This window comes from Agrobacterium tumefaciens (assembly GCA_025559845.1).
Taxonomy (GTDB): domain Bacteria; phylum Pseudomonadota; class Alphaproteobacteria; order Rhizobiales; family Rhizobiaceae; genus Agrobacterium.
On the sequence record CP048470.1, the window covers coordinates 1,239,144 to 1,264,537 of the forward strand.

Below are 25,394 nucleotides of genomic sequence, written 5' to 3' on the forward strand. Positions count from 1 at the left end.
GACATATTCATGTGAGGATACCATGCAGAACAGACTTTTCATCGACGGCCAATGGATCGCTCCTGCAGACGGTGCCATTCTTCCGGTGATCGATCCGGCAACGGAAGAGGTCTTTCATCACATTGCGGCTGCCGGTCGGACGGAGGCGGATGCTGCAGTAAAAGCTGCGCGTCAAGCGTTTGACCATGGGCCGTGGCCAAGACTGTCTGGCAAGGAGCGCGCCTCCTATCTGCGTGCCATTGCGCAGGGTATTCGAGACCGTCTGCCCGATCTGGCGCAGATGGAGACCCGTGACAACGGCAAGCCCCTGCCGGAATCCGAATGGGATCTTGCCGACGCTGCCGGCTGCTTCGACTTTTACGCCGATCTTGCCGAAGAGCTGGATGGCGAGGTTGAGGACATCAAGCTTGCCGATGCCCGCTTTATCTCGAAAGCTGTGCGTGAGCCGCTTGGTGTTGCCGTCGCGATCGTGCCGTGGAACTACCCGTTGCTGATGGCGTCGTGGAAGGTTGCTCCGGCCCTTGCCGCCGGCTGCACCATGATCCTCAAACCAGCGGAGACGACATCGCTTACGGCGCTCGAACTTGGTGTTATTGCGGAAGCTGCAGGGTTGCCGAAAGGCGTCCTTAATATCCTCTCCGGAAAGGGGTCGGTGGTCGGGCAAGCTCTGGTCGATCACCCCGACGTTGACAAGGTTGCCTTCACCGGTTCGGGTCCGGTCGGCTCGCGTATCATGGCGGCCGGCGCGAAGGACATCAAACGCATCAGCCTCGAGCTTGGCGGCAAATCTCCCTTCGTGGTCTTCGCCGACGCCGACATCGAAAAGGCCGTTGAATGGATCATGTTCGGCATTTTCTGGAACCAGGGGCAGGTCTGCTCGGCGACATCGCGTGTACTGGTCGAGGCTGGTCTTTATCCGAGACTGCTGGACCGGCTCGTTGAGGAAGCCGGCAAGATCAGGATCGGCAATGGGCTAGACGCTGGAACGCTGCTTGGGCCTCTCGTCAACGAAGGACAGTACGATGATGTGCTGCGCCATATCGACCGGGCCGTCGAGCAAGGCGCGACCCTTGCCTGTGGCGGTCGGTATGACGGGTTTGAAAAAGGGTTCTGGGTTTCGCCGACAATCCTGACGGATGTGGCGCTCGACAGTGATGTCTGGATCGAGGAGATTTTCGGCCCCGTTGTCTGCATACGTCCGTTCGAAACCGAGGAAGAGGCGATTAGCCTTGCCAATGGGTCCCGCTTCGGGCTTGCAGCGGCTGTGATGTCCGCCGACGATGCGCGTTGCGAACGGGTTGCCGCAGCGTTCCGGGCCGGCATTGTATGGATAAATTGCTCGCAGCCGACATTCACCGAAGCGCCTTGGGGCGGTTACAAGCAGTCAGGCATTGGTCGTGAACTGGGCCGGTGGGGGCTCGACAATTATCTGGAGACCAAGCAGATCACCCGGCTGGTCAGCGATGAGCCATGGGGATGGTATCTGAAATGACCTTCGACAAGGTGCTCGATATCCTGCTTGTCCACTGCCAGGGCGAAAGCGGCAATGTCCTTGTCGGGGGTGCTCCGGACATCCCCGGTGAGACCATTCTCGAGAAGATGAACTATCTGAATGACGTGGACCCCTGGTTGCGTCTGTTCTTGACGCGCGAGCCGCGTGCCCAGGTGGTGCACACCACCAACCTGCTTCTGGCGCCGACCCGACCGGACGCCGACGCGGCATTTATCGTGTTGCAGCCTGACCGGGCGCATCCGATGTCCGGCTCCAACTGTATCTGCGTCGTGACGGCGCTTCTCGAAAGCGGTCGTTTGCAGATGGTCGAGCCGGAAACGGTCGTTCGCCTGGATACGGCAGCCGGGTTGATTGCCGCTCGAGCCAGATGCGAAGGCGGCCGCTGCCTGTGGGTCAGTCTCGATAATGTGCCCGCTTTCGTGCATCAACTCGACGTGGCCATCGACACACCCAAATGGGGGCTGATCACGGCGGACATTGCCTTTGGCGGTGTCTTCTACGCGCAGATCGATGTTGCGCAGATTGGGATGCGGATTGAGCCCGAAGCCGCGCGTGCCCTGGCGGAAGCCGGTACCGAAATCAAGGCGCTTCTGTCCAGTCAGATCAAGGTCAGCCATCCGGAAATTCCAAGTCTGGACGAGATCGCCTATGTGATGTTCCGTGATTATCAACCGGATGGCTCCGTCATCACCTGCACAACACTGAAGCCGGGACGCGTTGATCGCTCTCCATGCGGAACTGGTTCGTCGGCTAATCTTGCCATCCTTCATGCGAAGCATATGGCTGCGGTCGGAGACATAAGGGTTTCACGCAGTATCATCGGTGGAACCTTCTCGGCCGAGATCCTCGGCGAGACCGATATTGCCGGTCGTCCCGCCGTTTTGCCGCGTATCACGGGTCAGGCTTATGTCTTCGGGCGGCAGCAACTGCGGCTTGATCCAGAAGATCCCTTTGCCCATGGTTTTGCCATGTCGGATACCTGGGGACCGCAAGTGGGGGAACTATGAAACTTTCCGGACAATCCATCCTCGTGACCGGCGCGACGGGCGCCATTGGGCAGGCCATATGTCAGGCTCTTGCTACCGAGGGCGCGCGTGTCGTTGTTCATTATGGCCGCAATCGCGACGTTGCCGAAACGCTGGTGAGAACCCTGGGGGAAGGCCATTCGGCCGTCACTGCGGACCTCTCCAGTTCCGAGGGTGCGCAGCTTTTGTGGGATCAGTCGATTGCTGTGGCAGGCAAGCTTACCGGGCTGGTCAACAATGCCGGTATCCGCTCGGAGGTGGCAATCGACGCCCCGATGGACGAATGGCAACGGGTCTGGGCGCGTGAGATGCAGGTCAATTTCCTGTCTGCCGTCGATCTGTCGAAGCTCGCCATCCAGCACTTCCGCCATAACGGCGGTGGTCGCATCGTCAACATGGCGAGCCGCGCAGGGCAGCGTGGCTACACATCGAGCGCCATGGCCTATGGCGCATCAAAGGCTGCACTGATCAATCTCACCAAGTCCATTGCACAAAGCCATGGGCACGAGGGCATTACCTCCGTCGCGCTGGCGCCGGGGTGGGTGCGCACAGAGATGGCCGAAGCCTATATTGCCGAACATGGTGAGGCGGCAGCGCTCGCCGGCATTCCCATCGCCAGAATGGCCGACCCGCAAGAGATCGGCGAAATCACCGCATTTGCCTTCCGTCCTTCCCAGGCCTCCCTTAACGGCGCTGTGCTGGACGTGAATGGTGGCAGCTATATGAGGTAATCAGACATACGCTTCCAGAACAAAGTCGTTATTGTTACCGGTGCCGCAGGTGGCATCGGCGGCGCCATCAGCAGCCGTTTTGCGGCAGAGGGTGCCCACGTCATCGTCACGGATATGAATGGCGAGGGAGCCGAGGCAACGGCAAGCCAGATCAGGGGCGAGGGCGGCTCTGCCCGGGCCGTGGCCAGTGATATCTCGAACGCCGAGGGCTGCCGCGCCATCATCGACGATGTGATTGCTCACGAGGGCCGGATTGACGTCCTTTGCAACAATGCCGGTATCAACAGGCGTGGCAATCTGCTGTCATTGACGCCGGAGGACTGGCGTTTGAGTTTTGCCGTCAATATCGATGCGATGTTCCATCTTTGCCAGGCAGTGCTTCCGCATATGATCGAAGCCGGTGGCGGCGCTATCGTCAACACCGCGTCGCAATGGGGGCTCTACCCGGCACCGAACCACATTGCCTACAACGTCACAAAGGCGGCGGTTGCAAGCTTCACTCAGAACCTCGCCCGTGACTATGCGCCCAGCAACGTGCGCGTCAACGCGGTCTGCCCCGGCGAAATTCACACGCCAATGCTGGAAGCGGGGGTCAAGCGTTCGGGACGCACCATTGCCGACCTCGACAAGCTCGTACCCTTCGGCCGCATTGGCAAACCGGAAGAGGTTGCAGCACTGGTGGCATTCCTGGCGTCTGAGGAGGCGGCCTTCATGTGCGGTTCTCTGGTCGAAATCACGGGTGCTCAGGCCGTTGCGTGAGATTTAGGGCTCGCTGTTTATCGCTACTGCGAGCCCGCTGCACTCATCATCTGCCGCATCCGTTCGATCAACCGATCGAGAACGGCTATTCTCTGCGCTCCGACAGGGCGTATGGCGTAATAGGAAACCTCGATCTTCGGCTCGAACGGTATTGCAACCACCTTCGCATCGGCGGAACGGAGACTGGTGTGGTCGACAATGCCGACCCCCATGCCCGCGGCGGCGAAATAACAACAGTTGAGCATCGACGTTTCCATCGTGCTGATCGGCTGATGGTCTTCCGTCGAAAAGGCGCGGTCGAGCGCCAGTCGCAAAGGTGAATTCCTGCCGGGGATAAGAACACGTTCATCGAGCAGATCGCCAGGCGTGACGACCTGACGGGAAGCCAATCTGTGATCCGCCGTCATTGCCGCAACCGCATAGGAACTGTGCAGAGGCGTGGCGTTCTTGTCCGCCATTCTGGGTGAGGCGAATACCAGCCCGAGATCATACCGGTTCTGGTCGACCATATCCCAGATGTAGCGGCTGTTTTCGACGTCAATGACCAGCGGAATATCCAGCCGGTCACCGATCACCTCGACAATTGCCTTGTGAAGATAAGGCCTTACCAGCGATGTGACACTGCCAATCCGCAAGACGGTGTTCTTGTGTGCCCTTATGTCGCCTGCCGCCTGGGCGATCTGGTCGAGGCCGAGGTAAAGTCGCTCGACTTCCCGGTAGAACTGTGTCGCTTCGGCGGTTGGCACCAATCGCGCGCCCACGCGTTCAAACAATCGCATTTGGACGATATCTTCGAGATCGCGGATAAGGCGGCTGACAGCAGGCTGCGTGACGTTCATGGCCTCGGCGGCAGCGGTGATGCCACCGGTCATCATTACGGCGCGAAATGCTTCGACCTGTCTTGGTTTCAGCCTCAACTTGCAGTCCCTCACATAACATTACGGCATGGCTTAAGTACAAAATGCAATTTTTCTTTTGCCAGGTAAAACGTTAATTCGTCTTTTACCCGCAGGGAGCGCGGGTCGGACAACCCGGAGGAGTCCCCGTTATGAAATTTTCTGTTTTCGCAGCCGCAATGGCAGCGTCCGTTTTTGCCATGCCGCTCGCGAGCGAGGCCCGGGATCTGACCGTTGGCCTGTCCGCCTCTACGACGTCCATGGACCCGCAATTCTATGTCGTCGGCCCGAACAGCGCGATGGCGCGCAACATTTTCGATGGTCTCGTCAACCAGGACGACAAGCAGCAGATCCAGCCGGCTCTGGCTGTTTCCTGGACAATCGTTGATGACACGACCTGGGAATTCAAGCTTCGAGAAGGCGTGAAGTTCCACGACGGAAGCGATTTTACCGCTGAAGACGTGGTCGCCAGCATCAAGCGCATTCCGCTTGCCTCGACCAACAGCCCAAGCTCGTTTGCCGCTTATGTGAAGGCCATTACCGAGGTCGAAGCTGTCGATCCGCTGACGGTCCGCATCAAGACATCAGGCCCGACGCCGCTGTTGCTCAACAACCTCAGCCGTATCGCCATGCTTCCGGCCGAAATGGAAAAGGTTACGACCGGCGAGATGAACACCGGCAAGGGTGTTGTTGGCACCGGCCCGTTCAAGTTCGTTTCCTGGTCGCCGGACGACAATGTCGTTGTTGCGCGCAACGATACCTATTGGGGTGAAAAGGCTGCCTGGGACAAGGTTACCTTCCGCGTCTTCAAGAACCCGAGCGCCCGCGTGGCCGCCATGCTTTCGGGCGATGTCGACATGATCGAAAACATCCCGACGGCCGATACCCGCCGTCTGGAAGCTTCGGACAAGATGAAGGTCGTCAACATTGCCGGCAACCGCATCATGTACCTGCATATGGATCAGGGTCGTGAAGAATCGCCTTTCGCAAAGGGGGCTGATGGCAAGAACCCGCTGCTGAAACCGGAAGTACGTCGCGCGCTGTCGCTGTCCATCAACCGTGAAGCGCTTGTCGACCGTATCATGGACGGCCAGGGCGTGCCGGCCGGTCAGGTCGTTCCGGAAGGGTATTTCGGGTACGATCCGGCCATCAAGGTCGATGCCTATGACCCGAACAAGGCCAAGGAACTGCTGGCGAAAGCGGGTTACCCCGACGGTTTCCAGCTGACCTTCCATGCATCGAACGACCGTTATCCTAATGACAGCAAGGTTGCGCAGGCCATCGGCCAGTTCTTCAGCCGTGTTGGCGTGAAAACGGAAGTCGCGACGCTGCCGGGCAGCGTCTATTTCACACGCGCCTCGAACCTCGAATTTTCGTTCATCATGGGCGGTGCTGCTGTTGAAACGGGTGAGGCTTCCGGCGTTCTCGGACCGATCCTCGAAACCTACGGCGAAAAGGCTGGCCAGGGCAATCGCGGTCGTTACTCCAACCCGGAGTTCGACAAGGCTCTGAACGAAGCCCGATCAACGCTCGACGACGCAAAGCGTGAGGAACTTCTGAAGAAGGCCACTGAAATCGCAATGACGGATCTCGGTGTCATTCCGGTTTTCTATCTCGCCAACACCTGGGCGGTGAAGAGCGACATCAACTACGCCGGTCGCTCCGACGGTTACACGCTTCCCTACTACGTGAAGCCGAACTGATCGAAGAACAAGGAGCGGTCCACCATGTCTTTCAGCGGTGTATTTCCCTATCTCGTCTCGCCGGTTGATAGCGCCGGTCAGGTGAAGCAAGGTGTGCTGACGGATCTGGTGGATCATCTGATCGACGCTGGCGTCCATGGTCTGGCCCCGCTCGGCAGCACGGGTGAATTTGCCTATCTCTCCCAAGAGCAAAGACGCCGCGTCGTCGACACCGTGATCTCGGCCAATCGGGGCCGGGTTCCCGTTGTCGCCGGCGTGGCGTCGACATCCACTGCCGATGCCGTTGCCCAGACAGAATACATGGTAGAGGCCGGCGCAGATGGCATTCTGGCGATCCTCGAAGCGTATTTCCCGGTCAGTGACGAGGGCGTCGAAGCCTATTTCACCGCCATCGCCAAGGCGGCCAAGGGTCGTCCGGTGGTGCTCTACACCAATCCGCAGTTCCAGCGGTCCGATCTGTCTTTGCCGGTCATCGAACGACTGAGCAGGATCGATAACATCAGCTACATCAAGGACGCCTCGACCAACACGGGGCGGCTGCTTTCGATCATTGAGCGGACCCGTGGCCGCATGGAGGTATTTGCAGCCTCCGCGCATATTCCGGTCTGCGTGATGATGATTGGCGGGGTCGGCTGGATGGCCGGTCCAGCCTGCATCGTGCCCAAGCAGAGCATTGCACTCTACGAGGCGGCCAAGGCCGGCGACTGGACGCGTGCGATGGACCTTCAACGGCCGATGTGGAAGGTCAACGAGATTTTCGCGAAATATTCGATCGCCGCCTGCATCAAGACGGCGCTCGATCTGCAGGGTTTTGCCGTCGGTGCGCCAATGCATCCGCAAATGCCGCTCGGTGAGGCCGCGCGAGCGGAAATCGCCAGCGTGCTGCGCGATATTGGCGCGCTCTGAATTTTCTGATCCCACACATTGAAGGCATTGAGAATGAAGCCGATTTCGATCATCGTCGATTGTGATCCCGGTATCGATGACACGATTGCCCTGTTGACCGCATTCGTGTCGCCGGAACTCAAGATTCTGGGCATCACACCGGTCTGTGGCAACCAGCCGCTCGAGCGCACGGTGCGCAATGCGTTGCAGGTTTGCGAACTTGGCAACCGTATCGATATTCCGGTTTATGCCGGTTGCTTCCGGCCGATGCTGCGTGAGCCGATCCATGGGCAGTTTCATGGCAAGACCGGACTTGGCAACACCGTGTTGCCGGAACCGGTGAAAAAGGCCGAAGAAACGTCTGCCGTCGATTTCCTGATTGATGCGCTGTCCAAGGCCGCAGAGCAGGGCGAGCGTATCACGCTCTGCTGCCTGGGGCCGCTGACCAACGTCGCGGTCGCCCTGCGCATGAAACCGCAGATCGCCGAAGGCATCGAACGCATCGTGATGATGGGTGGTGCCTATCGCGAGCCGGGTAACCGCACAATGACCTCGGAATTCAACGTTCTCGCCGATCCGCATGCCGCTCATGTCGTGTTTTCGACTGGCATTCCACTGGTTGCCTTGTCGCTTGATGCCACGCATCAGGTCATGCTGAAGCCGGAGCACGTCGCAGAGTTTTCGCGTGTCAGTGGTCGCATCTCCGAAACACTGGCCGAGTTGATGGCATTTTGGGATCGCAACGATGTGCGTCGTTATGGTTCGCGCGGCGGTCCGCTGCATGATCCGCTGGTCATGGCCTATATCCTTGCGCCACATCTGTTCGAAACTGAGAAAGCCCGTGTTTTCGTCGAATATGAAAGCGAACTCTGCATGGGTCAGACGATTGCCGACTGGTACGGTAAGAGCGGCCTCGAACCGAATGCCGACATCGTCACGAAGGTCGATGCGGAAGGCGTGATTGCCTTCTTCCTTGAGCGCCTGTCGCGTTATGCCGAAAAGGCCATGGCATGAGTATCCACAAGGTCATCATTGATGCGGACCCGGGCGTGGACGATGCCGCCGCCATCCTGATGGCGCTTGCCTCGCCTGAAATCGAGGTGCTCGGCCTGTCGATCGTGGCTGGCAACGTGCCGCTCGGCGACACCGTCACGAATGCCTGCAAGCTTGTTGGCCTCAGTGGTCGCCGCGACGTACCTGTTCATGCCGGTGCGAGCGGCCCTCTGGTACGTGAGCAGGTTTACGGCAAATATGCCCGGATCGGCTCCTTTGACGATACGCTGGTCAAGGCTGGCGATATCGTGCCGTCGCAAGAAGGTGCTGTTCAGTTCATCGTGCGATCGGCGCGTGCTGCCGCAGCTGCAGGCGAACAGATCACCATCTGTGCCATCGGACCTATGACCAATGTGGCGCTGGCGTTGATCCAGCATACGGATGTTGCCCGTGGCATTCGCCAGATCGTTTCAATGGGTGGTGCGTTCACGGCTCTCGGGCACCGCACGCCCTGGGCAGAATTCAACATCTACGCCGACCCGCATGCGGCGGAAATCGTCTTCCAGTCCGGCGTACCCATCGTGCTGATGCCGCTCGACATGACATTTCAGGCGCTTTTCACCGCCGACCATTTCCAGCGCTTTCGCGCGGGTGGCGAAGCGGGTGCTGCGCTTTACAATCTCTTCTCCACCTTCGATCGCAGCGATGAAAAACGCTTTGGTCGTCCGGGCGGACCGATCCATGATGCGACGACGATCGCCTGGTTGATCCGGCCCGAACTGTTCACCAGCCGCGAGGCTTTTGTCGGCGTTCAGGTCACGGGCCTGACGATGGGTTATACCTACGCCGATTTCTACAAGAAGATGGACCGGCCGGCCAATGCCACTGTCGTCACCGACGTCGACGAAGCTGGGTTCATCGAATTGCTGATCGAGCGCATCGCCCGCCATGGCGACGACGCGCTCGACAGACGAACCCTGGGAGGCTCACACGCATGAGCGGATATCTCTTAAGCCGGTCGCTCCAGACCATACTCACACTGTTTGTCATGTCGGTCCTGGTTTTTGCCGGCCTCTATCTCGTCGGCAACCCTGTCGACTTGCTGTTGAGCCCGACTGCGACACCGGCCGAGCGCCTGCAGGTCATCCAGTCCTTTGGTCTCGATAAATCTGTCTGGGAACAATACTGGATCTTCCTCAGCAACGCCCTTTCGGGCGATCTCGGCAACTCCTTCGTGTTCAACCAGCCAGCGCTGACACTGATCATGAACCGCATGCCTGCGACACTCGAGCTCGCTTTTGTGGCGCTCGCCATGGCGCTGGTGATCGGTATTCCGCTGGGTGTTTACGCCGGCCTGAAGCCGAAAGGCTTCATCTCGAAATCGATCATGACCTTCTCGATCCTCGGTTTCAGCTTGCCGACCTTCTGGATTGGTCTTGTGATGATCATGCTGTTCAGCGTGTATTATGGCTGGCTTCCGTCCTCCGGTCGCGGCGACACCGTCAATGTGCTTGGCGTCCCGCTGTCGATGTTCACCTGGGATGGCCTGTCGCATCTTCTGCTGCCGGCGTTCAATCTGGCGCTCTTCAAGATTTCGCTGGTCATTCGTCTGACCCGCGCGGGCGTGATGGAAACGATGCAGCTCGATTTCGTCCGTTTTGCCCGCGCCAAGGGCCTGCCGGAACGCCGCATCGTTACCGTGCATGTGCTTAAAAACACCCTGATCCCGCTGATCACGGTCATCGGCCTCGAGCTTGGCTCGCTGATCGCCTTCGCGGTTGTCACCGAAACCATCTTTGCATGGCCGGGCATGGGCAAGCTGATCATCGACGCCATCGGTGTTCTCGATCGTCCCGTCATCCTCGCCTATCTGATGATCACCGTCGTGATGTTCAGCGTCATCAATCTTCTGGTCGACATCCTCTATTCGATCGTCGATCCCCGCGTCCGTCTTGAGGGGAACTCGTGATGACCGACAACAACAGCTCGACCGTTTCGGTCCATGCCGCTGCAAACAGCGGCGCAAAATCCGCCTCGCGTTCGCCATCGCGTGAAGTTCTTTTTGCCCTGATGCGTGACAAGCTGGCGCTGCTTGGTCTCGTATTGGTGACGGTGTTCATTCTCGCCGCCATCTTTGCTCCGATGATTGCGCCGCAGAACCCTTATGATCTGGCGCAGCTCGATATTCTCGATGGTCGCCTGCCGCCCGGTTCGGAAAGCATGGCGGGTATGACCTACCTGATCGGTACCGACACGCAGGGCCGTGACCTGTTCAGTGCCATTCTCTACGGCTTGCGAACCAGTATTCTCGTGGGTCTTTCCAGTGCGGCGATCGCACTTGTCATCGGTGCATCGATCGGTCTGACCAGCGCCTATGTCGGCGGCCGGCTGGACTCGATCCTGATGCGTATCGTCGACATTCAGCTTAGCTTCCCGGCCATTCTGATTGCGCTCATCTTCCTCGCCATTCTCGGCCAGGGCGTCGACAAGATCATTCTGGCGCTGGTGGTCACGCAGTGGGCCTATTATGCCCGTACGATCCGCGGCTCCGCCCTGGTTGAGCGCAAGCGGGCTTACGTCGATGCAGCCCGTTCGATGGCGTTGCCGGACCGCAGCATCCTTTTCCGGCATATTCTGCCCAACTGCCTGCCGCCGCTGATCGTCGTCGCCACCATGCGCGTCGCCTATGCCATCATGCTGGAGGCAACGCTCTCGTTCCTGGGCATCGGCTTGCCGGTCACCGAACCCTCGCTTGGCCTGCTGATTTCGAATGGCTTCGAGTACCTGCTGTCCGGCGACTACTGGATCAGCTTCTTCCCGGGCATCGCCCTTCTGTTGCTCATCGTCGCGATCAACCTGATCGGCGATTCCCTGCGCGACATCCTCAATCCGCGTCGTGAGGGCTAAGATCATGACCAAACCTATTCTTTCGATTTCCAACCTCAATACGGCATTCCGTGTTGGTGGTGAGTGGCGCAACGTCGTGCATGATGTCAGCTTCGATATCGCGCCGAAGGAAACCGTTGCCGTCGTCGGCGAATCCGGTTCCGGCAAGAGCGTGACTGCCATGTCTATCATGCGGCTCCTGTCGCCAGGCAACTCGCGCGTCACCGGCAAGATCGAATTCGAGGGCAAGGATCTTCTGTCGATCCCGCTCGGCGACATGCAGAAAATCCGCGGCAACCGCATCGGCATGATCTTCCAGGAGCCGATGACGTCGCTCAATCCGGTGCTGAAGATCGGTGAGCAGATCACCGAGGTGCTGCGTCAGCATCGCGGCATGTCGGAAGCGCAGGCACAGGCGGAAGCCGTGCGGCTTCTCGAAAAAGTCCGCATTCCCTCGGCCAAGTCGCGTCTCAACGAATACCCGATGAACTTTTCGGGCGGCATGCGTCAACGCGTCGTCATCGCCATTGCGCTTGCCTGCGATCCCAAGTTGCTGATCGCCGATGAACCGACGACCGCGCTCGACGTGACCATCCAGGCGCAGATCCTCGAGCTGATCAAGACGTTGCAGGAAGAAGAGGGCATGTCTGTTCTCTTCATCACTCACGACATGGGTGTTGTTGCGGAAATCTCCGACCGGACGGTGGTGATGTATCGTGGCGAGCAGGTCGAGACCGGCACGACGCACGATCTCTTCGCGGGTGCCAAGCATCCCTACACCCGCGCCCTTTTGTCGGCCGTTCCGCAGCTCGGCTCAATGACCGGGAAGGACCGTCCGTTGCGGTTCCCGCAGGTCGACATGGCAACCGGCGAAATCCAGCCGGTCAAGCCCACTGAAGATACGGTCAAGCGCGACCAGCCGCCGATCCTCAAGGTCGATAATCTCGTCACGCGCTTTCCGATCAAGAAGGGGTTCCTGCGCAAGACCATCGGTCGCATTCATGCGGTCGAGGGCGTTTCGCTGGAACTGCGTCAGGGAGAAACTCTGTCTCTGGTCGGCGAATCCGGTTGCGGGAAGTCAACGACCGGTCGATCGATCATCCGTCTGACCGATGCGGTTTCAGGCGAAGTCCAGATTGACGGCAAGAACGTATTGAAAGCTGGAAAGACCGATCTTGCCAATATCCGTCGCGAAGCGCAGATGATCTTTCAGGACCCGTTCGAAAGTCTCAATCCGCGCATTCGTGTCGGTCAGGCGATTGCCGAACCGATCATCACCCATGGTCTGGCGCCAGCCTCGCAAGCGCGTCAGCGTGTTGGGGAACTTCTCGAACGTGTCGGTCTCTCCGCGTCGATGGCGGATCGTTTCCCGCACGAGTTTTCCGGTGGCCAGCGTCAGCGCGTGTGTATCGCCCGCGCCCTCGCGCTGGAACCAAAGCTCCTGATTGCCGACGAATCCGTGTCCGCGCTCGACGTGTCGGTCAAGGCTCAGGTCATCAATCTGATGCTCGACCTGCAGGAAAAATACGGTCTCGGCTATCTGTTCATCAGCCATGACATGGCGGTTGTCGAGCGCATCAGCCACCGTGTCGCCGTCATGTATCTCGGCGAAATTGTCGAGATCGGCCCGCGTCAGGCCGTTTTTGAAAACCCGCAGCACGAATATACCAAACGTCTGATGGCCGCGGTTCCGATTGCAGATCCATCGCGTCGGCAGACACGCCGCATCTCTAATGACGAGATCAAGAGCCCGTTCCGCGCTGCCGATTATGTGCCGCCGAAGCGGACTTACGAAGAAGCCGGCGAAGGCCACTTCGTTCAGATCGCGTAAGGAAACCATGCCATGATCATCACCTTCGGCTCAATCAATGTCGACTTCGTGTACGAGGTCGAGGACATGCCGCAGCCGGGCCAGACGCTGCTTGCCAGACGCTTCCGCACGGAAGCCGGTGGCAAAGGGGCCAATCAGGCACTTGCTGCAGCCCGCGACGGGGCGGAGGTGGTGATGGTGGGTGCTGTCGGCCAGGATGGTCTGGCAGAGATCGGCCTGCAGAACCTCAAAACGGCAACGGATATCAGCCGTGTGGCCACTCTTCGCGAACCGACTGGCAATGCCTCGATCCATATCGACGCCAAGGGGCGGAATATGATTGTGGTCGCAGCTGGTGCCAACCTGGCGGTTTCTTCCGATAGCGTGGAGGAGGACATGCTGCAGCGGGCGAATATCGTGCTCATGCAAATGGAAAACGATGTGGCGGAAGTGGAAAAGCTCATCCGCCGCACGCATGCCTCCAGTGCCACCTCAATCCTCAACCTCGCACCGGCATTTCCCTTGTCGGAAGAGGTTCTCTCTTTGTGCGATCTGATCGTCGTCAATGAAGACGAAGCCGAGGCTTTGGCGGGTTGGCTCGGCTGCGGTGTATCGGCAGAGGACTTGTCCGCGCGCCTTGGTACCGGTGTCCTGCGTACACTTGGCGGTGACGGCGCCGAAGCCGTCGCGTTTGGCGACAAGGTGCGGGTCGCGGCCATGTCGATTGATGTGAAAGACACGACGGCGGCAGGCGATTGTTTTGTTGGTGTCCTTGCCTCGGCGCTTGATCGCGGCCTTTCGCTGAAAGAGGCCATGCTGCGCGCCTCGATTGCAGCGGGTTTGGCGTGCTCGCGGCCTGGAAGCCAGAGCAGTCTTCCTGAGCGAGACGAGACGGACAGGGTCATCATCTGATCCCCGTCGCCCCTAAGATTTCCCAGGTGCGTCGGAGAGTCAGAGCGAAACGGCATCCTCTCCGCCTTGAATCAAGATTCTTCGCGGCCTGATTGGAACTTCCGTGCCCTCTGGCGTCTTTTTATCGCATGGGCGCGCCACTGAAGAAAACCGACCGGCTGCAAGATGATCTCGACATTCGGGATGCGATCATCCACGTCCTCTATCTGAAACTCGTTGCCGAACGTGAGACGCGCGAAGCGATTATTGACGCTGCACGGTCGGGTGCCGCACCGGAAGTGCTTGAGGCGATTGCGTCAGACCCTGTTCCCGTGATCGATGAATTCGGACAACAGGAAACGGTCCGCAAGCTCCTGAATCAATTCGCGAAGATGAAATCCCGTTCTTCGGGAAAGAAGATCGGGCCGGGCCGGTGAAGTCATGTCCGGAAAACTTTCGACCTATCAAAGCAAACGCGATTTCAGGAAGACGACAGAGCCCGCCGGAACGGTCGAGATAAAGCCATCGCGGCGTCTTCGCTTTGTCATACAGAAACACGATGCGACCCGCCTCCATTACGATCTTCGCCTTGAGCTTGATGGGGTGTTCAAGTCATGGGCCGTGACGCGCGGTCCTTCACTCGATCCGGCAGACAAACGCCTGGCAGTCGAAGTTGAAGACCATCCGCTCGACTACGGCGATTTCGAAGGCACGATCCCGAAAGGTGAATATGGCGGTGGCACGGTCATGCTGTGGGACCGTGGTTATTGGGAGCCGGAGGGTGACATGTCGCCGGAAGATGCGCTCAAGAAAGGCGACCTCAAATTCGTCCTCAACGGGGATCGCCTGCAAGGCAGCTTCGTGCTTGTTCGCATGAAACACGACCGAAACGGCGGCAAGCGGACCAACTGGCTGCTGATAAAGCATCGTGACGATAAATCCGTCAGCCGGAACGGTGGCGCAATTCTCAATCGGGAAAAAACGTCGGTGGCATCGGGCCGGGAGATGGCGGCGATCACCGCCGGCACAGGGCGAAAGCCAAAGCCATTCATGTTGAGTGAAGCCGTTATCGGTGCCGACGCCGTATGGGACAGCAGCGAAGGGCGTGCGGCGGAAGAGAGGCAAAAGCAGCGACAGCGCGAGGCCAGAAAAAAAAGACCTGCGGCAAGCTCTATGCCCGCCTTCGTCCCGCCGCAGCTCTGCAAGTCTCAGGAGAGGCCGCCATCTTCGACAGGCTGGCTGCATGAAATCAAGTTCGACGGTTACCGTATCCAGATGCGTGTTGAGGCAGGCAAGGTTCAGCTCAAAACGCGCAAGGGGCTCGACTGGACTAAACGTTTCAGCCACATCGCCGGCGATGCCGCCGATCTTCCCGATGTTATCGTCGATGGAGAAATCTGTGCGCTGGATCACAGCGGCGCACCGGATTTTTCAGCACTTCAGGCGGCCTTGTCGGAGGGGCAAACCGAGCATCTGGTCTTTTTTGCTTTCGATCTCTTGTTCGATGGCGACGCTGATCTACGCGATCTGCCGCTTCAGGGGCGGAAATCACGGCTTGAGGCGCTTCTCGCGGAAGCAAAGCCCGGGCAGCGCATACGTTATGCCGATCATTTCGATACGGGCGGCGATGCCGTGCTTCGCTCGGCATGCCGGCTGTCTCTGGAGGGGATTGTATCAAAGAAGGCGGATGCGCCTTATCAGTCCGGTCGGAGTGATAGCTGGATAAAATCCAAGTGCCGGGCAGGTCATGAAGTGGTCATTGGCGGTTACGCCACAACCAACGGACGGTTTCGATCTCTTCTGGTCGGTGTCCATCGCGACAAGCACTTCGTCCATGTCGGCCGTGTCGGCACCGGTTTCGGCGCTGGCAGAGCTGATATGCTGATGGAAATGTTGGTGCCGCTGCAGGTCTCCCGTTCGCCCTTTACCGGGATAGGCGCACCGAAAAAGACGGCCGACATCCATTGGGTGAAACCGGAATGCGTTGCCGAAATCGAATTCGCGGGATGGACGGCGGATGGGCAGGTGCGTCAGGCCGCATTCAAGGGGTTGAGGGAAGACAAACCGGCCGCTGAGGTGACGACGGAGGTCGCGGCATCGGTCGGTCCGGTGAAACCCGGTGAAGCGCCGGTGCAGAAATCTGCTTCAAGGGCCACAGGCCGAAAGGGCGCAAAAGTGGAGATCATGGGTGTCCTCATTTCCAACCCTGACAAGGTGCTCTGGCCGGATAAAGAAGATCCCGTGACAAAGGAGGATCTGGCTCACTATTTCGAGGCTGTGGGGGATTGGATGATCGGTCACGTCAGGGGCAGACCCTGCTCAGTCATCCGGGCGCCCGACGGGATCGGCGGCGAGCAATTCTTCCAGCGCCATGCCATGCCTGGCATGTCGAACCTGCTGGAACTCGTCAAAGTCTCCGGTGACAAGAAGCCCTATCTGCAGGTCGACCGGATTGAGGGGCTGGTAGCACTGGCACAGGTTGCGTCACTCGAACTTCATCCCTGGAATTGCCATCCGGGTGAGCCGGAATTGCCTGGCCGTCTCGTCTTTGATCTCGATCCAGGCCCCGACGTTGCCTTTTCCACTGTGGTCGAGACGGCGCGCGATTTCCGCGACCGTCTAGATGAGCTTGGTCTTGTCAGTTTCTGCAAGACGACCGGTGGCAAGGGGTTGCATGTGGTTACGCCACTGAAGGCCGCAAACGGTGCGTCGCCCGACTGGGATGAGGCAAAGGATTTTGCTCGGCGGGTTTGTGAGTTGATGGCCGAGGAGAAACCCGACATCTATCTGACCAAAATGGCAAAAAAGCTTCGGGACGGGCGTATCTTTCTCGATTATCTGCGCAATGACCGCATGGCGACCGCGGTTGCTCCTCTGTCACCGCGTGCGCGGCCTGGTGCTACGGTCTCGATGCCGCTGACATGGACGCAGGTGAAATCGGATCTTGATCCCAAGCGGTTTACGATACGGACGGTCCCATCATTGCTCGGCAAGAGCGAGGCGTGGAAGGATTACGATCAATCGGGCCGCTCGCTGGCGGAAGCCATTAAACGTCTGGAAAAAATGAGCTGAGGCGCAGCATTTGAGAGGCCTTCGGCTATTTCGTCTTTTTCGATCGACGATTGTCTGCCTCGACCGATTTGCGTAGCGCATCCATGATGTTGATCACGTTGCTCGGTTTCTCTGTCTCCGTTTCGGTGGGCTTTTTGGCTGTGGTCGGCTTACGCTGCTTTTTCTTGGACTTGATGAGATCAAGGAGGTTTTCCTGAACCGGATCGGAAACCATCTTGCCGTCCCAGTGCCGGGTCTGCGTCTTGATGAGTTTGCGAATTAACGGAAGCGCTTCCCTTTCGGTTTTTGTTTCGGCCAAGCCGGCGAAATAGTCGCCTGCCTCTCGCACTTCGTCGCCATATCTCAGCGTCCAGAGTACAATTCCCTTGCCGCGTGGCTCGAGCATGACCGCCCGTTCACGACGTCCAAGCACCAGCCTGGAAATACCGACCATTTTCTGCTGGTCCATGGCGGCGCGAATGACGGCAAAGGCCTCTTCACTGACCTTGTCGTTGGGTGTGAGATAATACGGCTTGTCCAACCAGATCCAGTCAATCTCGTCACGTGGGGTGAAGGTCGAAATGTCGATCGTTTTCGTGCTTTCCAGTGCGACGTGCTCGAGGTCTTCATCCTCAAGCATGACATAATCATCATCGCCGCGCTGATACCCTTTCACCTCGTCCTGTTCGCGGACCCCCTTACCGGTAACGGCATCGACGTAGTGGCTTTGAACGCGGTTGCCCGTCTCGCGATTGAGAGTATGGAATTTCACCTTTTCGCTGTCGGACGTTGCAGGCGTCATCTCCACCGAACAGGTGACGAGCGATAGTTTCAGATAACCTTTCCAATGTGGACGAAGTGGCATGATGGCAATCTCCGTTTCATCCGGCCTTCCGCCGCGGCGATGACGACGACGAGGCGGTCTTGTTGCTGGAAACTTTCTTCCTCGGTGGATTGGTGTTGGCAGATTCACGCTTCGCTGTAGATGCCTTCATGGCCTGCGCGCTCTCTCGCAACGCCTGCAGAAGGTCGCTGGGTTTCGATGCTTTTGGAGCAGCGATCTTCTTGAACGGCTTGCCCTCGATCTTCGCCTTCACCAGTTCGGCCAGTGCATCCTCGTAACGGTCATCGAATTTCGAGACGTCAAAGCTGCCGCGTTTCGTTCCAATGATATGAGCAGCAAGATCGAGCATCTCGGCGTCAATTTTGATGTCGGTCATTTCTTGGAAAGCGTCCTCGGCCGGGCGAACCTCGTAATCGAAGTTCAGTGTGGTGCCAATCAGGCCATCGCCACTGGGACGGATCAACAGGGTGCGAAGACGGCGAAAAAGTACTGTAGTTGCAATGGCGGCAACTTTAGCCTCCCTCATGCCGTCGCGCAGCAACGCAAACGCTTCCTCGCCCATTTTCTGCGGAGCCAGATAATAGGGTTTGTCGAAATAGACGTCGTCGATTTCCGTGCAGGCTATGAACGCGTCTATGGCAAGTGTCTTGTCGCTGTCGGGAATGGCTGCGGCGATCTCCTCCGGCTCTAGCATGACATATCGGCCATTGCCGGTTTCATAACCCTTCACCTGGTCGTCGTGTTCGACGACATCTCCCGTCTCGCTGTCGATGAACTCGCGACGGACGCGATTTCCGGTCTTTCGGTTGAGAATGTTGAAGCTGATCCGTTCGGAGGAGGATGCTGCAGTGTAAAGTGCCACCGGACAGGTGACCTCCCCGAACTTGATATAGCCCTTCCAGTTGGCGCGCGGTGCCGCCATCTCCGTGACTCCCGATACGGACAATAACGCTAAACGAAGCGGCTGGTGATTCGTTCCGCCGCTGCGGCCCGATCAGCTCAACAGATCTTCATTCACGCACTGGTGTTCACGGGTCGGCATAACCGCGCGGCTTGATGCGGATTTCACGATTGGTCGTGTCGGTTATGAAGATGAAAGCGCCGCCCGCTGTTGAATGGGCAGGGACATAGTCGAGGATGACCTCAACGCTTTCCAATACGTTTCCAGCGTCGATGACGTCGCCCCGGACAGTCACTGCGGCGGCAGTTCGGTCAGAACGGTTCAGCACCTGAAACTCGACGCGATGGCCGGATTCAATGACGCTGTCCTTGCCGACCTGAATGGCAAGATCCGGAGGGTTGGTATTTTGGGTCAGTGCCTCGTAGCCGACCCACGCCAGAATACTAGCGACCACCAGGCCTGAAAGTACACCGGTGGCCCACTCGATCCAATGAGGTTCCTGTGCTTCGGGGTGTTTTGACTTGCTGGCCATGCGCCCTCGCTAAAGAATGAGCCGTGCGGCTGCAGCGCCGATTGCGCCTGGAAACGACAGAACGATAGTCGACATCAGCATCTGCGTCGGTACCGTGTGATCGAGCCGCCCGAATATCCAGAGCACATAGAGGCTGACGATCAGTGCAACGACGTAACCGGGAAAGGTGAAGCGGAAAAAGACATGCCACCGCGGTGTATCATCCGGTATCTCGTGGGTGCCTCTGAACGAGACGGCATAAACGAACCCGTGCATGATGGCGATCGATATCAGAATGGCGACAAAAGCATGCCAGGGTGTCATCCTGTAGGAAATGAGGATTACTTCTTCAGTCGGAGCGACATTCAGGTTGAGAAAAAGCGCGCCGACCGCCATGAGGAAAAGCTCGCGACTGTAGCGAGTTGAGAGCTGTCCTTCGACAGGATCGTTTTCATCCACATCGCTGTTCTTATCTTCTTCATCGCTCGTATCCGACTTGTCTCCGAACTGTGAGCGACCGAGCAACGCGCCGATACTTGCCGGTACAGCCTGGATCGCGATCTTTCCGAGCATTTCCGAAAATGGCATGTCTGGCTTGATGTCTCCAAGCAAGACAAGGATTGCCGCACTCATGACAACGCCAAGTGCATAGGCGATCATGGCGTCGCGATACGCCTCACGCCATGTGGACGTCCGTTCGAAGCCGATCATCCTTGCGAGCATGATCAGGAGCGGAATGTTGAGAAGCAGCAGAACGAACAACCTGTAACGCTCGATGTAAAATCCAAGCTGCCACAACTCCATGGTCATCAGCATGGGAATGCCGAAAAGCAGGGCGCCGGCGGCACCGCGAGCGATGCCAATCGCAAATTCTGTCAGCTCTGGTGGTTCCGCCTTTCTGATTGAAGCGCCTGCCATTGCCATTTCTCTCTTCTGCACCCGGATGCGTGCCCGCCGATCGCGTGAAGCGCGTTTCATTAATTGCGGCGACTGCAAATCGTTCCAAGTGCAATGGTTTTGGGACTGACTGCGTGAGGCGGAACCAAACATCCCTTTTCCTCATTGCTTGATGGCGACCGAGCCCCGGCCCAATAGGCGCAGGGATCTTCTTCTTTTTTTCAGTTCAGTGCGAGTGTGTGAGCATGCGTGATATGGATCAGCAGAAGCGCCGGGTTCTGATTACGGGCGCCAGTGTTGCTGGCACGACATTGGCCTGGTGGCTTAATCATTGGGGATTTGACGTCACGGTCGTGGAGCGCCATCCCCAGTTTCTCGATGGCGGCCAGAATATCGATGTCCGGGGTGCAGGGCGGGACGTGCTCCATAAGATGCGGCTCGAAGACGTGGTAGCCAGGAATGGAACTGGCGAAGAGGGCATCCGCTTCGTCAACGAAAATAACGAGACGATTGCCGAATTCGACGTCGATGAAATTGGCCCCGATGGGCCGACGGCGGAGCTGGAAATTCTGCGCGGCGATCTCGCAAGAATCCTCTTCGAGGCTTGCGGGCACGATACCCGGTTTCGCTTCGGCGATTGTATCGAGGATATCGATGACCAGAAAGATGGTGCTGTCGTAACATTCAAATCTGGCAATCAGGAAAACTACGATCTGGTGATCGTCGCGGAAGGCGTCGGATCATCAACTCGGGAAATGTTCTTCATGGGGGAGAATGAGCCGCGATGGCTTGATGTCATCATGGGTTACTTCACCATCCCCAAAAGCGAGAGCGACGTTGACCATTGCCGCATTTACACAGCCGGCGAAGGCAGGAGCATATGGTTGCGGCCCGACAACAAAGGGACGACGCGCGTTATCCTCGTTGTGCAGAAAAAGCCAGATGAAGAAGACGCGTTGTCGCCTGAAGAGCAGAAGGAATTCCTGAGACAGCATTTCCACGATGCCGGCTGGGAGGCACCTCGCGTGCTGCAGGGGCTCGACACCGCCAATGATCTATATTTCGACGTTCTTCGCCAGGTGAAGATGGAGCGCTGGTCGAGCGGCCACGTGGTTTTGACTGGCGATGCCGCATGGTGTGCAACCCCGATTGCAGGGATTGGCACCACGCTTGCCATTGTTGGAGCCTATGTTCTTGCCGGAGAACTGGCAACCGCCAAAGATCTTGATACGGCGCTGCATCGCTATGACGAGCTGATGCGGCCCTATGTCGAAAAGGGTCAGGGGGTGCCAAAAATTGCACCCAAAATGCTGCAGCCGCAAACCCGCTTCGGTGTTGCTCTCCAGCATGCGGTGCTGAGAGTGGCCGCGAGCCCCGGCGTCAAAAAGATCGTGACAAAATTCTTCACGCCCGACGCCGACGAGTTCACGGTCCCTGACTACGATCGGGGTAGACGCTGAAAAGGCGAAGACCACTAAGCTGATCCTCGCCTTGCTCCCAGATTAGACGCGCTGCAGTGCGACGGCGATGCCCTGGCCGACGCCAATGCACATGGTGGCAAGAGCATATTGGCCGTGTCCGAGCGAAAGCTCCATGGCGGCAGTACCACTGATACGGGCGCCCGACATCCCCAGTGGATGGCCGAGTGCGATCGCGCCTCCGTTCGGATTGACGTTTTCCGCCTCATCCGAGAGACCTAGGTCTCTGAGCACAGCAATACCCTGCGACGCGAAGGCTTCGTTCAGTTCGATGACATCGAACTGCGAAGGGGTGAGGCCAAGTCGTGCGCAAAGTTTGTGCGTGGCTGGCGCTGGCCCAAATCCCATAACACGCGGTGCAACACCTGCTGTGGCCCCACCCATGATACGCGCAATCGGTGTCAGACCGTATTTGCGTGCGGCGGCTTCCGACGCGATGATGAGGGCTGCAGCCCCATCGTTTACACCAGAGGCATTGCCGGCAGTCACGGTGGCGCCTTCCAGGCGGTTGACGGGCTTCAGCTTTGCAAGGGCCTCGAGGCTGGTTGAACGCGGATGCTCGTCCGCAGACACGACGATTGGGTCGCCTTTTCTCTGCGCGACCGAGACAGGCGTGATTTCCTTGGCCAGCCGGCCATTTGCCTGTGCAGCAGCAGCCTTCGCCTGTGAACGCACGGCAAAGGCGTCCTGGTCTTCGCGTGATACATGGTAGTCGATGGCCACGTTGTCGCCGGTTTCCGGCATGGAATCGACACCGTATTGCTTCTTCATGGCGGGGTTGACGAAACGCCAGCCAATCGTCGTATCGTAGATTTCGGCGTTGCGGGAAAATGCGGTTTCCGCCTTTGGCATAACGAAGGGCGCACGGCTCATGCTTTCCACACCGCCTGCTATCATCAAGTCGGCTTCGCCTGCCTTGATCGCACGCGCCGCCGTGATAACGGCGTCCATGCCGGAACCGCAGAGGCGATTGATGGTCGTGCCAGTCAAGGAAACAGGAAGACCTGCCAGAAGCAACGACATGCGGGCAACGTTCCGGTTATCCTCGCCGGCCTGGTTGGCGCAGCCATAGACGACATCGCCCACCGCTTCCCAGTCGACAGACGTGTTGCGCTCCATCAAGGCCTTGAGCGGTATCGCGCCCAGATCGTCGGCGCGTACGGATGAGAGCGAGCCGCCGAAACGGCCGATCGGGGTGCGGATATAATCGCAAATGAATGCGTCAGTCATAAAATCCTCCTCAAGCGGACCGGTGTGAAATCGGATGCGACTTCCAAACACCGGAACGCTTTATGAATTCACAGTGTCGGAACGGTCAGATCGGCTACGGCGCCATCGATGTGGAGCTTGGCACCCGTCATGGCCTGCAGTTCTTCGACACTCATGCCCGGCAGCTTTTCACGCAGGACAAAATGCCCGTCCACGATGTCGATGACGGCGTGGCTGGTGTAGATGCGGGTGATGCAGGCAACGCCGGTCAGCGGGAAGGTGCATTTTTCAACGAGCTTCGGTTCGCCATTCTTGGTGACGTGTTCGGTGATGACAAACACCTGCTTGGCGCCGTGAACCAGATCCATGGCGCCGCCGACGGCCGGCACACCCTTTGAGCCAACCCGCCAGTTGGCAAGATCGCCGTTTTCGGCAACCTGAAGCGCCCCCAGAATGGCTACGTCGAGATGACCGCCGCGCACCATCGCGAAGCTGTCTGCATGGTGAAAGAACGCGGCACCCGGCTTCAGGGTCACGGCCTTTTTGCCGGCATTGATCAGATCCCAGTCTTCCTCACCGGGCGTCGGCGCTTCCCCGAAATTCAGGATGCCGTTTTCGGTGTGAAACACGGCCTGACGTCCCGGAGGCTGATAACGCGCCACCATTTCCGGAAAACCGATGCCGAGGTTCACATAGGCGCCGTCTTCAATATCCTGGGCGGCGCGCCAGGCGATCTGCGCGTTGGAAAGCTTGATGTCGTCACGGACATCGACCGTCAGCGTATCGGCGCTCATGCGTAAATTCCTCCCTCATACTGCATCCCGGCGCGGATCATTGCCTCTTCCTGCTGCGGGTTCGCCACTTCGACGACGCGGTCGACGAAAATTCCAGGTGTCACGACCTGTTCCGGGTCGATGCCGCCGGCCTCGACAATCTTGGAAACCTGAACGATCGTCTTGGCTGCGGCCATGCACATCAGCGGATTGAAGTTGCGGGCGGCCTTGTTGTAGGTGAGGTTGCCGTGCGTATCGCCGACATGCGCCTTCACGATCGCAAAATCGGCCTTCAGCCAGCGTTCCTGAACATAATGTCGACCATCGAATTCAGCGATCGGCTTGCCGTTGGCAAGCTCGGTTCCGTAGGCAGTCGGCGTATAAAAGGCCGGAATGCCCGCTCCGCCGGCTCTGATGCGCTCGGCCAGTGTCCCCTGTGGTACCAGTTCAAGCTCGATTTCGCCGGCAAGATATTTGTCGGTGAAGGCGCGCGGGTCGGACGATTTCGGAAATGAGCAGATCATTTTGGCGACCATGCCCGCGTCGATCATCGCGGCAATGCCGATCCTGCCGTTTCCGGCATTGTTGTTGATGACGGTGAGATTTCTGGGGCGCTTGTCGATCAGCGCATGAATGAGTTCAATCGGTGCGCCGGAACCGCCGAAGCCGCCGATCATCACCACGGCGCCGTCGCCGATAGCGGAAACCGCTTCCGCGGCACTTTGCGATCTCTTGTCCATTCGACCTCCCTAGATCTTACGTCGACAAACTGTCTGTGTTCTCGCCAGTAGATACGACTCATCAAGGCTTGCGGCAATGAAGTTTGTGCGTTAATTGATATTTGTTCATATATCGCACAAACGAGAGGGCTAAGCCGTGAAGGAAACGGATTTCGTAAGCGGCTTTGCCAAGGGTTTGCGTGTAATCGAGGCATTCGGCGAGAGCGACCGGCGCCTGTCGATTGCCGATGTTGCCAAGAAAACGGGGCTTGATCGCGCCACGGTGCGACGCTCGCTACTGACCCTCTTCGAGCTGCAATATGCTGACTATGATGGCAAGTTCTTCACGCTGACGCCTCGCATCCTGCGGCTTGGACATTCCTATCTGTCCGCCACGCCCTTGCCGACGCTGTTGCAACCTCATCTTGACGTGCTGGCGGAAAAGATCGGCCAGAGTTCATCTGCATCCGTGCTCGATGATACGCAGATCCTTTACATCGCCCGTGCATCGCAACGGCGCGTCATGTCGATTAACCTCAATCCCGGCAGCCGCCTTCCGGCTTACTGTTCTTCAATGGGTCGGGTGCTGCTTGCCGCCCTCAGCGACAGCAATGCGCGCGATGTGCTTGCGAGATCCGATCTGCGGGCCAACACCGACCGCACGCTTGTCGACCCCGACGCGATCATGAACGAGCTCGGTCGTGTCAGGGAGCTTGGATATGCCTTGATCGATCAGGAACTCGAACTGGGCCTGAGATCGATCGCTGTGCCTTTGAAGAACAGGCGCGGTGAAACGATAGCGGCCTTGAACGTCGGCGCTCCGGCTGCACATATCTCGCTGGAGCAGATGACGGATGACGTTCTGCCCCTGCTGAAAGAGGCGGCGGAAAACATCATGCCTCTGTTGAACTGACTGGTC

At 58.4% G+C, this 25,394-nt stretch carries 24 protein-coding genes; 16 read left to right on the forward strand and 8 right to left on the reverse strand.

Annotation, left to right across the window (positions count from 1 at the left end; all coding sequences use genetic code 11):
- The first annotated feature begins 22 nt into the window (after nt 1-22).
- From FY156_22050 to FY156_22065, 4 genes are read left to right on the forward strand one after another with little or no spacing between them, the layout of a single operon-like run.
- Entirely contained in the window at nt 23-1,492 is a 1,470-nt protein-coding gene (locus tag FY156_22050) for an aldehyde dehydrogenase family protein (GenBank protein UXS04174.1), read from the forward strand.
- Entirely contained in the window at nt 1,489-2,520 is a 1,032-nt protein-coding gene (locus FY156_22055) for a proline racemase (protein UXS05201.1), read from the forward strand. The genes FY156_22050 and FY156_22055 overlap by 4 nt, the downstream gene beginning before the upstream one ends.
- Entirely contained in the window at nt 2,517-3,269 is a 753-nt protein-coding gene (locus tag FY156_22060; GenBank protein ID UXS04175.1) for an SDR family oxidoreductase, read from the forward strand. Before FY156_22055 ends, FY156_22060 begins: the two co-directional genes overlap by 4 nt.
- A gap of 6 nt (nt 3,270-3,275) precedes the next feature.
- Nucleotides 3,276-4,028 carry an SDR family oxidoreductase gene (locus FY156_22065; GenBank protein ID UXS05202.1) on the forward strand — a complete coding sequence of 251 codons (753 nt, stop codon included), beginning with the start codon at nt 3,276-3,278 and terminating at the stop codon, nt 4,026-4,028.
- 23 nt (nt 4,029-4,051) lie between these two features.
- Here the strand turns inward: FY156_22065 and FY156_22070 are convergent, their stop codons facing one another.
- On the reverse strand, nt 4,052-4,945 hold the full coding sequence (locus tag FY156_22070; GenBank protein ID UXS04176.1) for a LysR family transcriptional regulator: 894 nt from the start codon (nt 4,943-4,945) through the stop codon (nt 4,052-4,054).
- Between the two features lie 131 nt (nt 4,946-5,076).
- On the opposite strand from FY156_22070, the gene FY156_22075 reads away from it, so the two are divergent.
- The 10 genes from FY156_22075 (at nt 5,077) to ligD (ending at nt 17,164) form a co-directional block, all read left to right on the forward strand.
- Nucleotides 5,077-6,627, forward strand: coding sequence for an ABC transporter substrate-binding protein (locus FY156_22075; protein UXS04177.1), 1,551 nt, complete (start codon nt 5,077-5,079; stop codon nt 6,625-6,627).
- 24 nt (nt 6,628-6,651) lie between these two features.
- Entirely contained in the window at nt 6,652-7,533 is an 882-nt protein-coding gene (locus FY156_22080) for a dihydrodipicolinate synthase family protein (GenBank protein ID UXS04178.1), read from the forward strand.
- 33 nt (nt 7,534-7,566) lie between these two features.
- The gene (locus FY156_22085) at nt 7,567-8,526 is read left to right on the forward strand and encodes a nucleoside hydrolase (protein UXS04179.1); all 960 of its coding nucleotides are present in this window, start codon (nt 7,567-7,569) and stop codon (nt 8,524-8,526) included.
- Nucleotides 8,523-9,503, forward strand: a complete 981-nt coding sequence (locus FY156_22090) for a nucleoside hydrolase (GenBank protein ID UXS04180.1) — start codon at nt 8,523-8,525, stop codon at nt 9,501-9,503. The genes FY156_22085 and FY156_22090 overlap by 4 nt, the downstream gene beginning before the upstream one ends.
- On the forward strand, nt 9,500-10,474 hold the full coding sequence (locus FY156_22095; GenBank protein UXS04181.1) for an ABC transporter permease: 975 nt from the start codon (nt 9,500-9,502) through the stop codon (nt 10,472-10,474). The genes FY156_22090 and FY156_22095 overlap by 4 nt, the downstream gene beginning before the upstream one ends.
- On the forward strand, nt 10,474-11,412 hold the full coding sequence (locus tag FY156_22100) for an ABC transporter permease (protein UXS04182.1): 939 nt from the start codon (nt 10,474-10,476) through the stop codon (nt 11,410-11,412). Before FY156_22095 ends, FY156_22100 begins: the two co-directional genes overlap by 1 nt.
- Nucleotides 11,413-11,416: 4 nt before the next feature.
- A complete protein-coding gene (locus tag FY156_22105) occupies nt 11,417-13,222 on the forward strand; it encodes an ABC transporter ATP-binding protein (protein ID UXS04183.1) in 1,806 nt (601 codons plus the stop codon).
- Nucleotides 13,223-13,234: 12 nt separating this feature from the next.
- A complete protein-coding gene (locus FY156_22110) occupies nt 13,235-14,113 on the forward strand; it encodes a ribokinase (protein ID UXS04184.1) in 879 nt (292 codons plus the stop codon).
- A gap of 128 nt (nt 14,114-14,241) precedes the next feature.
- Nucleotides 14,242-14,529: a hypothetical protein gene (locus FY156_22115; GenBank protein ID UXS04185.1), complete on the forward strand. Its 288-nt coding sequence runs from the start codon at nt 14,242-14,244 to the stop codon at nt 14,527-14,529.
- Between the two features lie 4 nt (nt 14,530-14,533).
- Nucleotides 14,534-17,164, forward strand: coding sequence for a DNA ligase D (gene ligD / locus FY156_22120; protein ID UXS04186.1), 2,631 nt, complete (start codon nt 14,534-14,536; stop codon nt 17,162-17,164).
- Nucleotides 17,165-17,189: 25 nt separating this feature from the next.
- Here the strand turns inward: ligD and FY156_22125 are convergent, their stop codons facing one another.
- The 4 genes from FY156_22125 to FY156_22140 all read right to left on the reverse strand — a co-directional run bounded on the left by FY156_22125 (nt 17,190) and on the right by FY156_22140 (nt 20,323).
- A complete protein-coding gene (locus FY156_22125) occupies nt 17,190-18,008 on the reverse strand; it encodes a Ku protein (protein UXS04187.1) in 819 nt (272 codons plus the stop codon).
- A 16-nt stretch (nt 18,009-18,024) separates the two neighbouring features.
- The gene (locus FY156_22130) at nt 18,025-18,909 is read right to left on the reverse strand and encodes a Ku protein (protein ID UXS04188.1); all 885 of its coding nucleotides are present in this window, start codon (nt 18,907-18,909) and stop codon (nt 18,025-18,027) included.
- Between the two features lie 106 nt (nt 18,910-19,015).
- Complete coding sequence (locus FY156_22135; GenBank protein UXS04189.1) at nt 19,016-19,420, reverse strand: hypothetical protein; 405 nt, start codon at nt 19,418-19,420, stop codon at nt 19,016-19,018.
- Between the two features lie 9 nt (nt 19,421-19,429).
- Entirely contained in the window at nt 19,430-20,323 is an 894-nt protein-coding gene (locus FY156_22140; GenBank protein ID UXS04190.1) for a TIGR02587 family membrane protein, read from the reverse strand.
- A gap of 227 nt (nt 20,324-20,550) precedes the next feature.
- Here FY156_22140 and FY156_22145 point away from each other — a divergent pair, with 227 nt between their 5' ends.
- Nucleotides 20,551-21,756: an FAD-binding monooxygenase gene (locus FY156_22145; GenBank protein UXS05203.1), complete on the forward strand. Its 1,206-nt coding sequence runs from the start codon at nt 20,551-20,553 to the stop codon at nt 21,754-21,756.
- 42 nt (nt 21,757-21,798) lie between these two features.
- Here FY156_22145 and pcaF read toward each other — a convergent pair whose 3' ends face one another.
- From pcaF to FY156_22160, 3 genes are all read right to left on the reverse strand, one after another.
- Nucleotides 21,799-23,004, reverse strand: coding sequence for a 3-oxoadipyl-CoA thiolase (gene pcaF, locus FY156_22150; protein UXS04191.1), 1,206 nt, complete (start codon nt 23,002-23,004; stop codon nt 21,799-21,801).
- A 68-nt stretch (nt 23,005-23,072) separates the two neighbouring features.
- Nucleotides 23,073-23,762 carry a CoA transferase subunit B gene (locus tag FY156_22155; GenBank protein ID UXS05204.1) on the reverse strand — a complete coding sequence of 230 codons (690 nt, stop codon included), beginning with the start codon at nt 23,760-23,762 and terminating at the stop codon, nt 23,073-23,075.
- 11 nt (nt 23,763-23,773) lie between these two features.
- A complete protein-coding gene (locus FY156_22160) occupies nt 23,774-24,496 on the reverse strand; it encodes a 3-oxoacid CoA-transferase subunit A (GenBank protein UXS04192.1) in 723 nt (240 codons plus the stop codon).
- Between the two features lie 136 nt (nt 24,497-24,632).
- Here FY156_22160 and FY156_22165 point away from each other — a divergent pair, with 136 nt between their 5' ends.
- Nucleotides 24,633-25,388 carry an IclR family transcriptional regulator gene (locus FY156_22165; protein ID UXS04193.1) on the forward strand — a complete coding sequence of 252 codons (756 nt, stop codon included), beginning with the start codon at nt 24,633-24,635 and terminating at the stop codon, nt 25,386-25,388.
- Nucleotides 25,389-25,394 lie beyond the last annotated feature (6 nt).

What these genes read in the sequence shown, in the direction of transcription:
- FY156_22130 (UXS04188.1), bottom strand. Translation starts at nt 18,909, where the DNA reads ATGGCGGCACCGCGCGCCAACTGGAAGGGCTATATCAAGTTCGGGGAG.
- FY156_22125 (UXS04187.1), bottom strand. Translation starts at nt 18,008, where the DNA reads ATGCCACTTCGTCCACATTGGAAAGGTTATCTGAAACTATCGCTCGTC.
- FY156_22115 (UXS04185.1), top strand. Translation starts at nt 14,242, where the DNA reads ATGGGCGCGCCACTGAAGAAAACCGACCGGCTGCAAGATGATCTCGAC.
- FY156_22055 (UXS05201.1), top strand. Translation starts at nt 1,489, where the DNA reads ATGACCTTCGACAAGGTGCTCGATATCCTGCTTGTCCACTGCCAGGGC.
- ligD (UXS04186.1), top strand. Translation starts at nt 14,534, where the DNA reads ATGTCCGGAAAACTTTCGACCTATCAAAGCAAACGCGATTTCAGGAAG.
- FY156_22140 (UXS04190.1), bottom strand. Translation starts at nt 20,323, where the DNA reads ATGGCAATGGCAGGCGCTTCAATCAGAAAGGCGGAACCACCAGAGCTG.
- FY156_22080 (UXS04178.1), top strand. Translation starts at nt 6,652, where the DNA reads ATGTCTTTCAGCGGTGTATTTCCCTATCTCGTCTCGCCGGTTGATAGC.
- FY156_22105 (UXS04183.1), top strand. Translation starts at nt 11,417, where the DNA reads ATGACCAAACCTATTCTTTCGATTTCCAACCTCAATACGGCATTCCGT.
- FY156_22090 (UXS04180.1), top strand. Translation starts at nt 8,523, where the DNA reads ATGAGTATCCACAAGGTCATCATTGATGCGGACCCGGGCGTGGACGAT.
- FY156_22110 (UXS04184.1), top strand. Translation starts at nt 13,235, where the DNA reads ATGATCATCACCTTCGGCTCAATCAATGTCGACTTCGTGTACGAGGTC.
- FY156_22075 (UXS04177.1), top strand. Translation starts at nt 5,077, where the DNA reads ATGAAATTTTCTGTTTTCGCAGCCGCAATGGCAGCGTCCGTTTTTGCC.
- FY156_22100 (UXS04182.1), top strand. Translation starts at nt 10,474, where the DNA reads ATGACCGACAACAACAGCTCGACCGTTTCGGTCCATGCCGCTGCAAAC.
- FY156_22050 (UXS04174.1), top strand. Translation starts at nt 23, where the DNA reads ATGCAGAACAGACTTTTCATCGACGGCCAATGGATCGCTCCTGCAGAC.
- FY156_22060 (UXS04175.1), top strand. Translation starts at nt 2,517, where the DNA reads ATGAAACTTTCCGGACAATCCATCCTCGTGACCGGCGCGACGGGCGCC.
- pcaF (UXS04191.1), bottom strand. Translation starts at nt 23,004, where the DNA reads ATGACTGACGCATTCATTTGCGATTATATCCGCACCCCGATCGGCCGT.
- FY156_22085 (UXS04179.1), top strand. Translation starts at nt 7,567, where the DNA reads ATGAAGCCGATTTCGATCATCGTCGATTGTGATCCCGGTATCGATGAC.
- FY156_22095 (UXS04181.1), top strand. Translation starts at nt 9,500, where the DNA reads ATGAGCGGATATCTCTTAAGCCGGTCGCTCCAGACCATACTCACACTG.
- FY156_22160 (UXS04192.1), bottom strand. Translation starts at nt 24,496, where the DNA reads ATGGACAAGAGATCGCAAAGTGCCGCGGAAGCGGTTTCCGCTATCGGC.
- FY156_22135 (UXS04189.1), bottom strand. Translation starts at nt 19,420, where the DNA reads ATGGCCAGCAAGTCAAAACACCCCGAAGCACAGGAACCTCATTGGATC.
- FY156_22145 (UXS05203.1), top strand. Translation starts at nt 20,551, where the DNA reads ATGGATCAGCAGAAGCGCCGGGTTCTGATTACGGGCGCCAGTGTTGCT.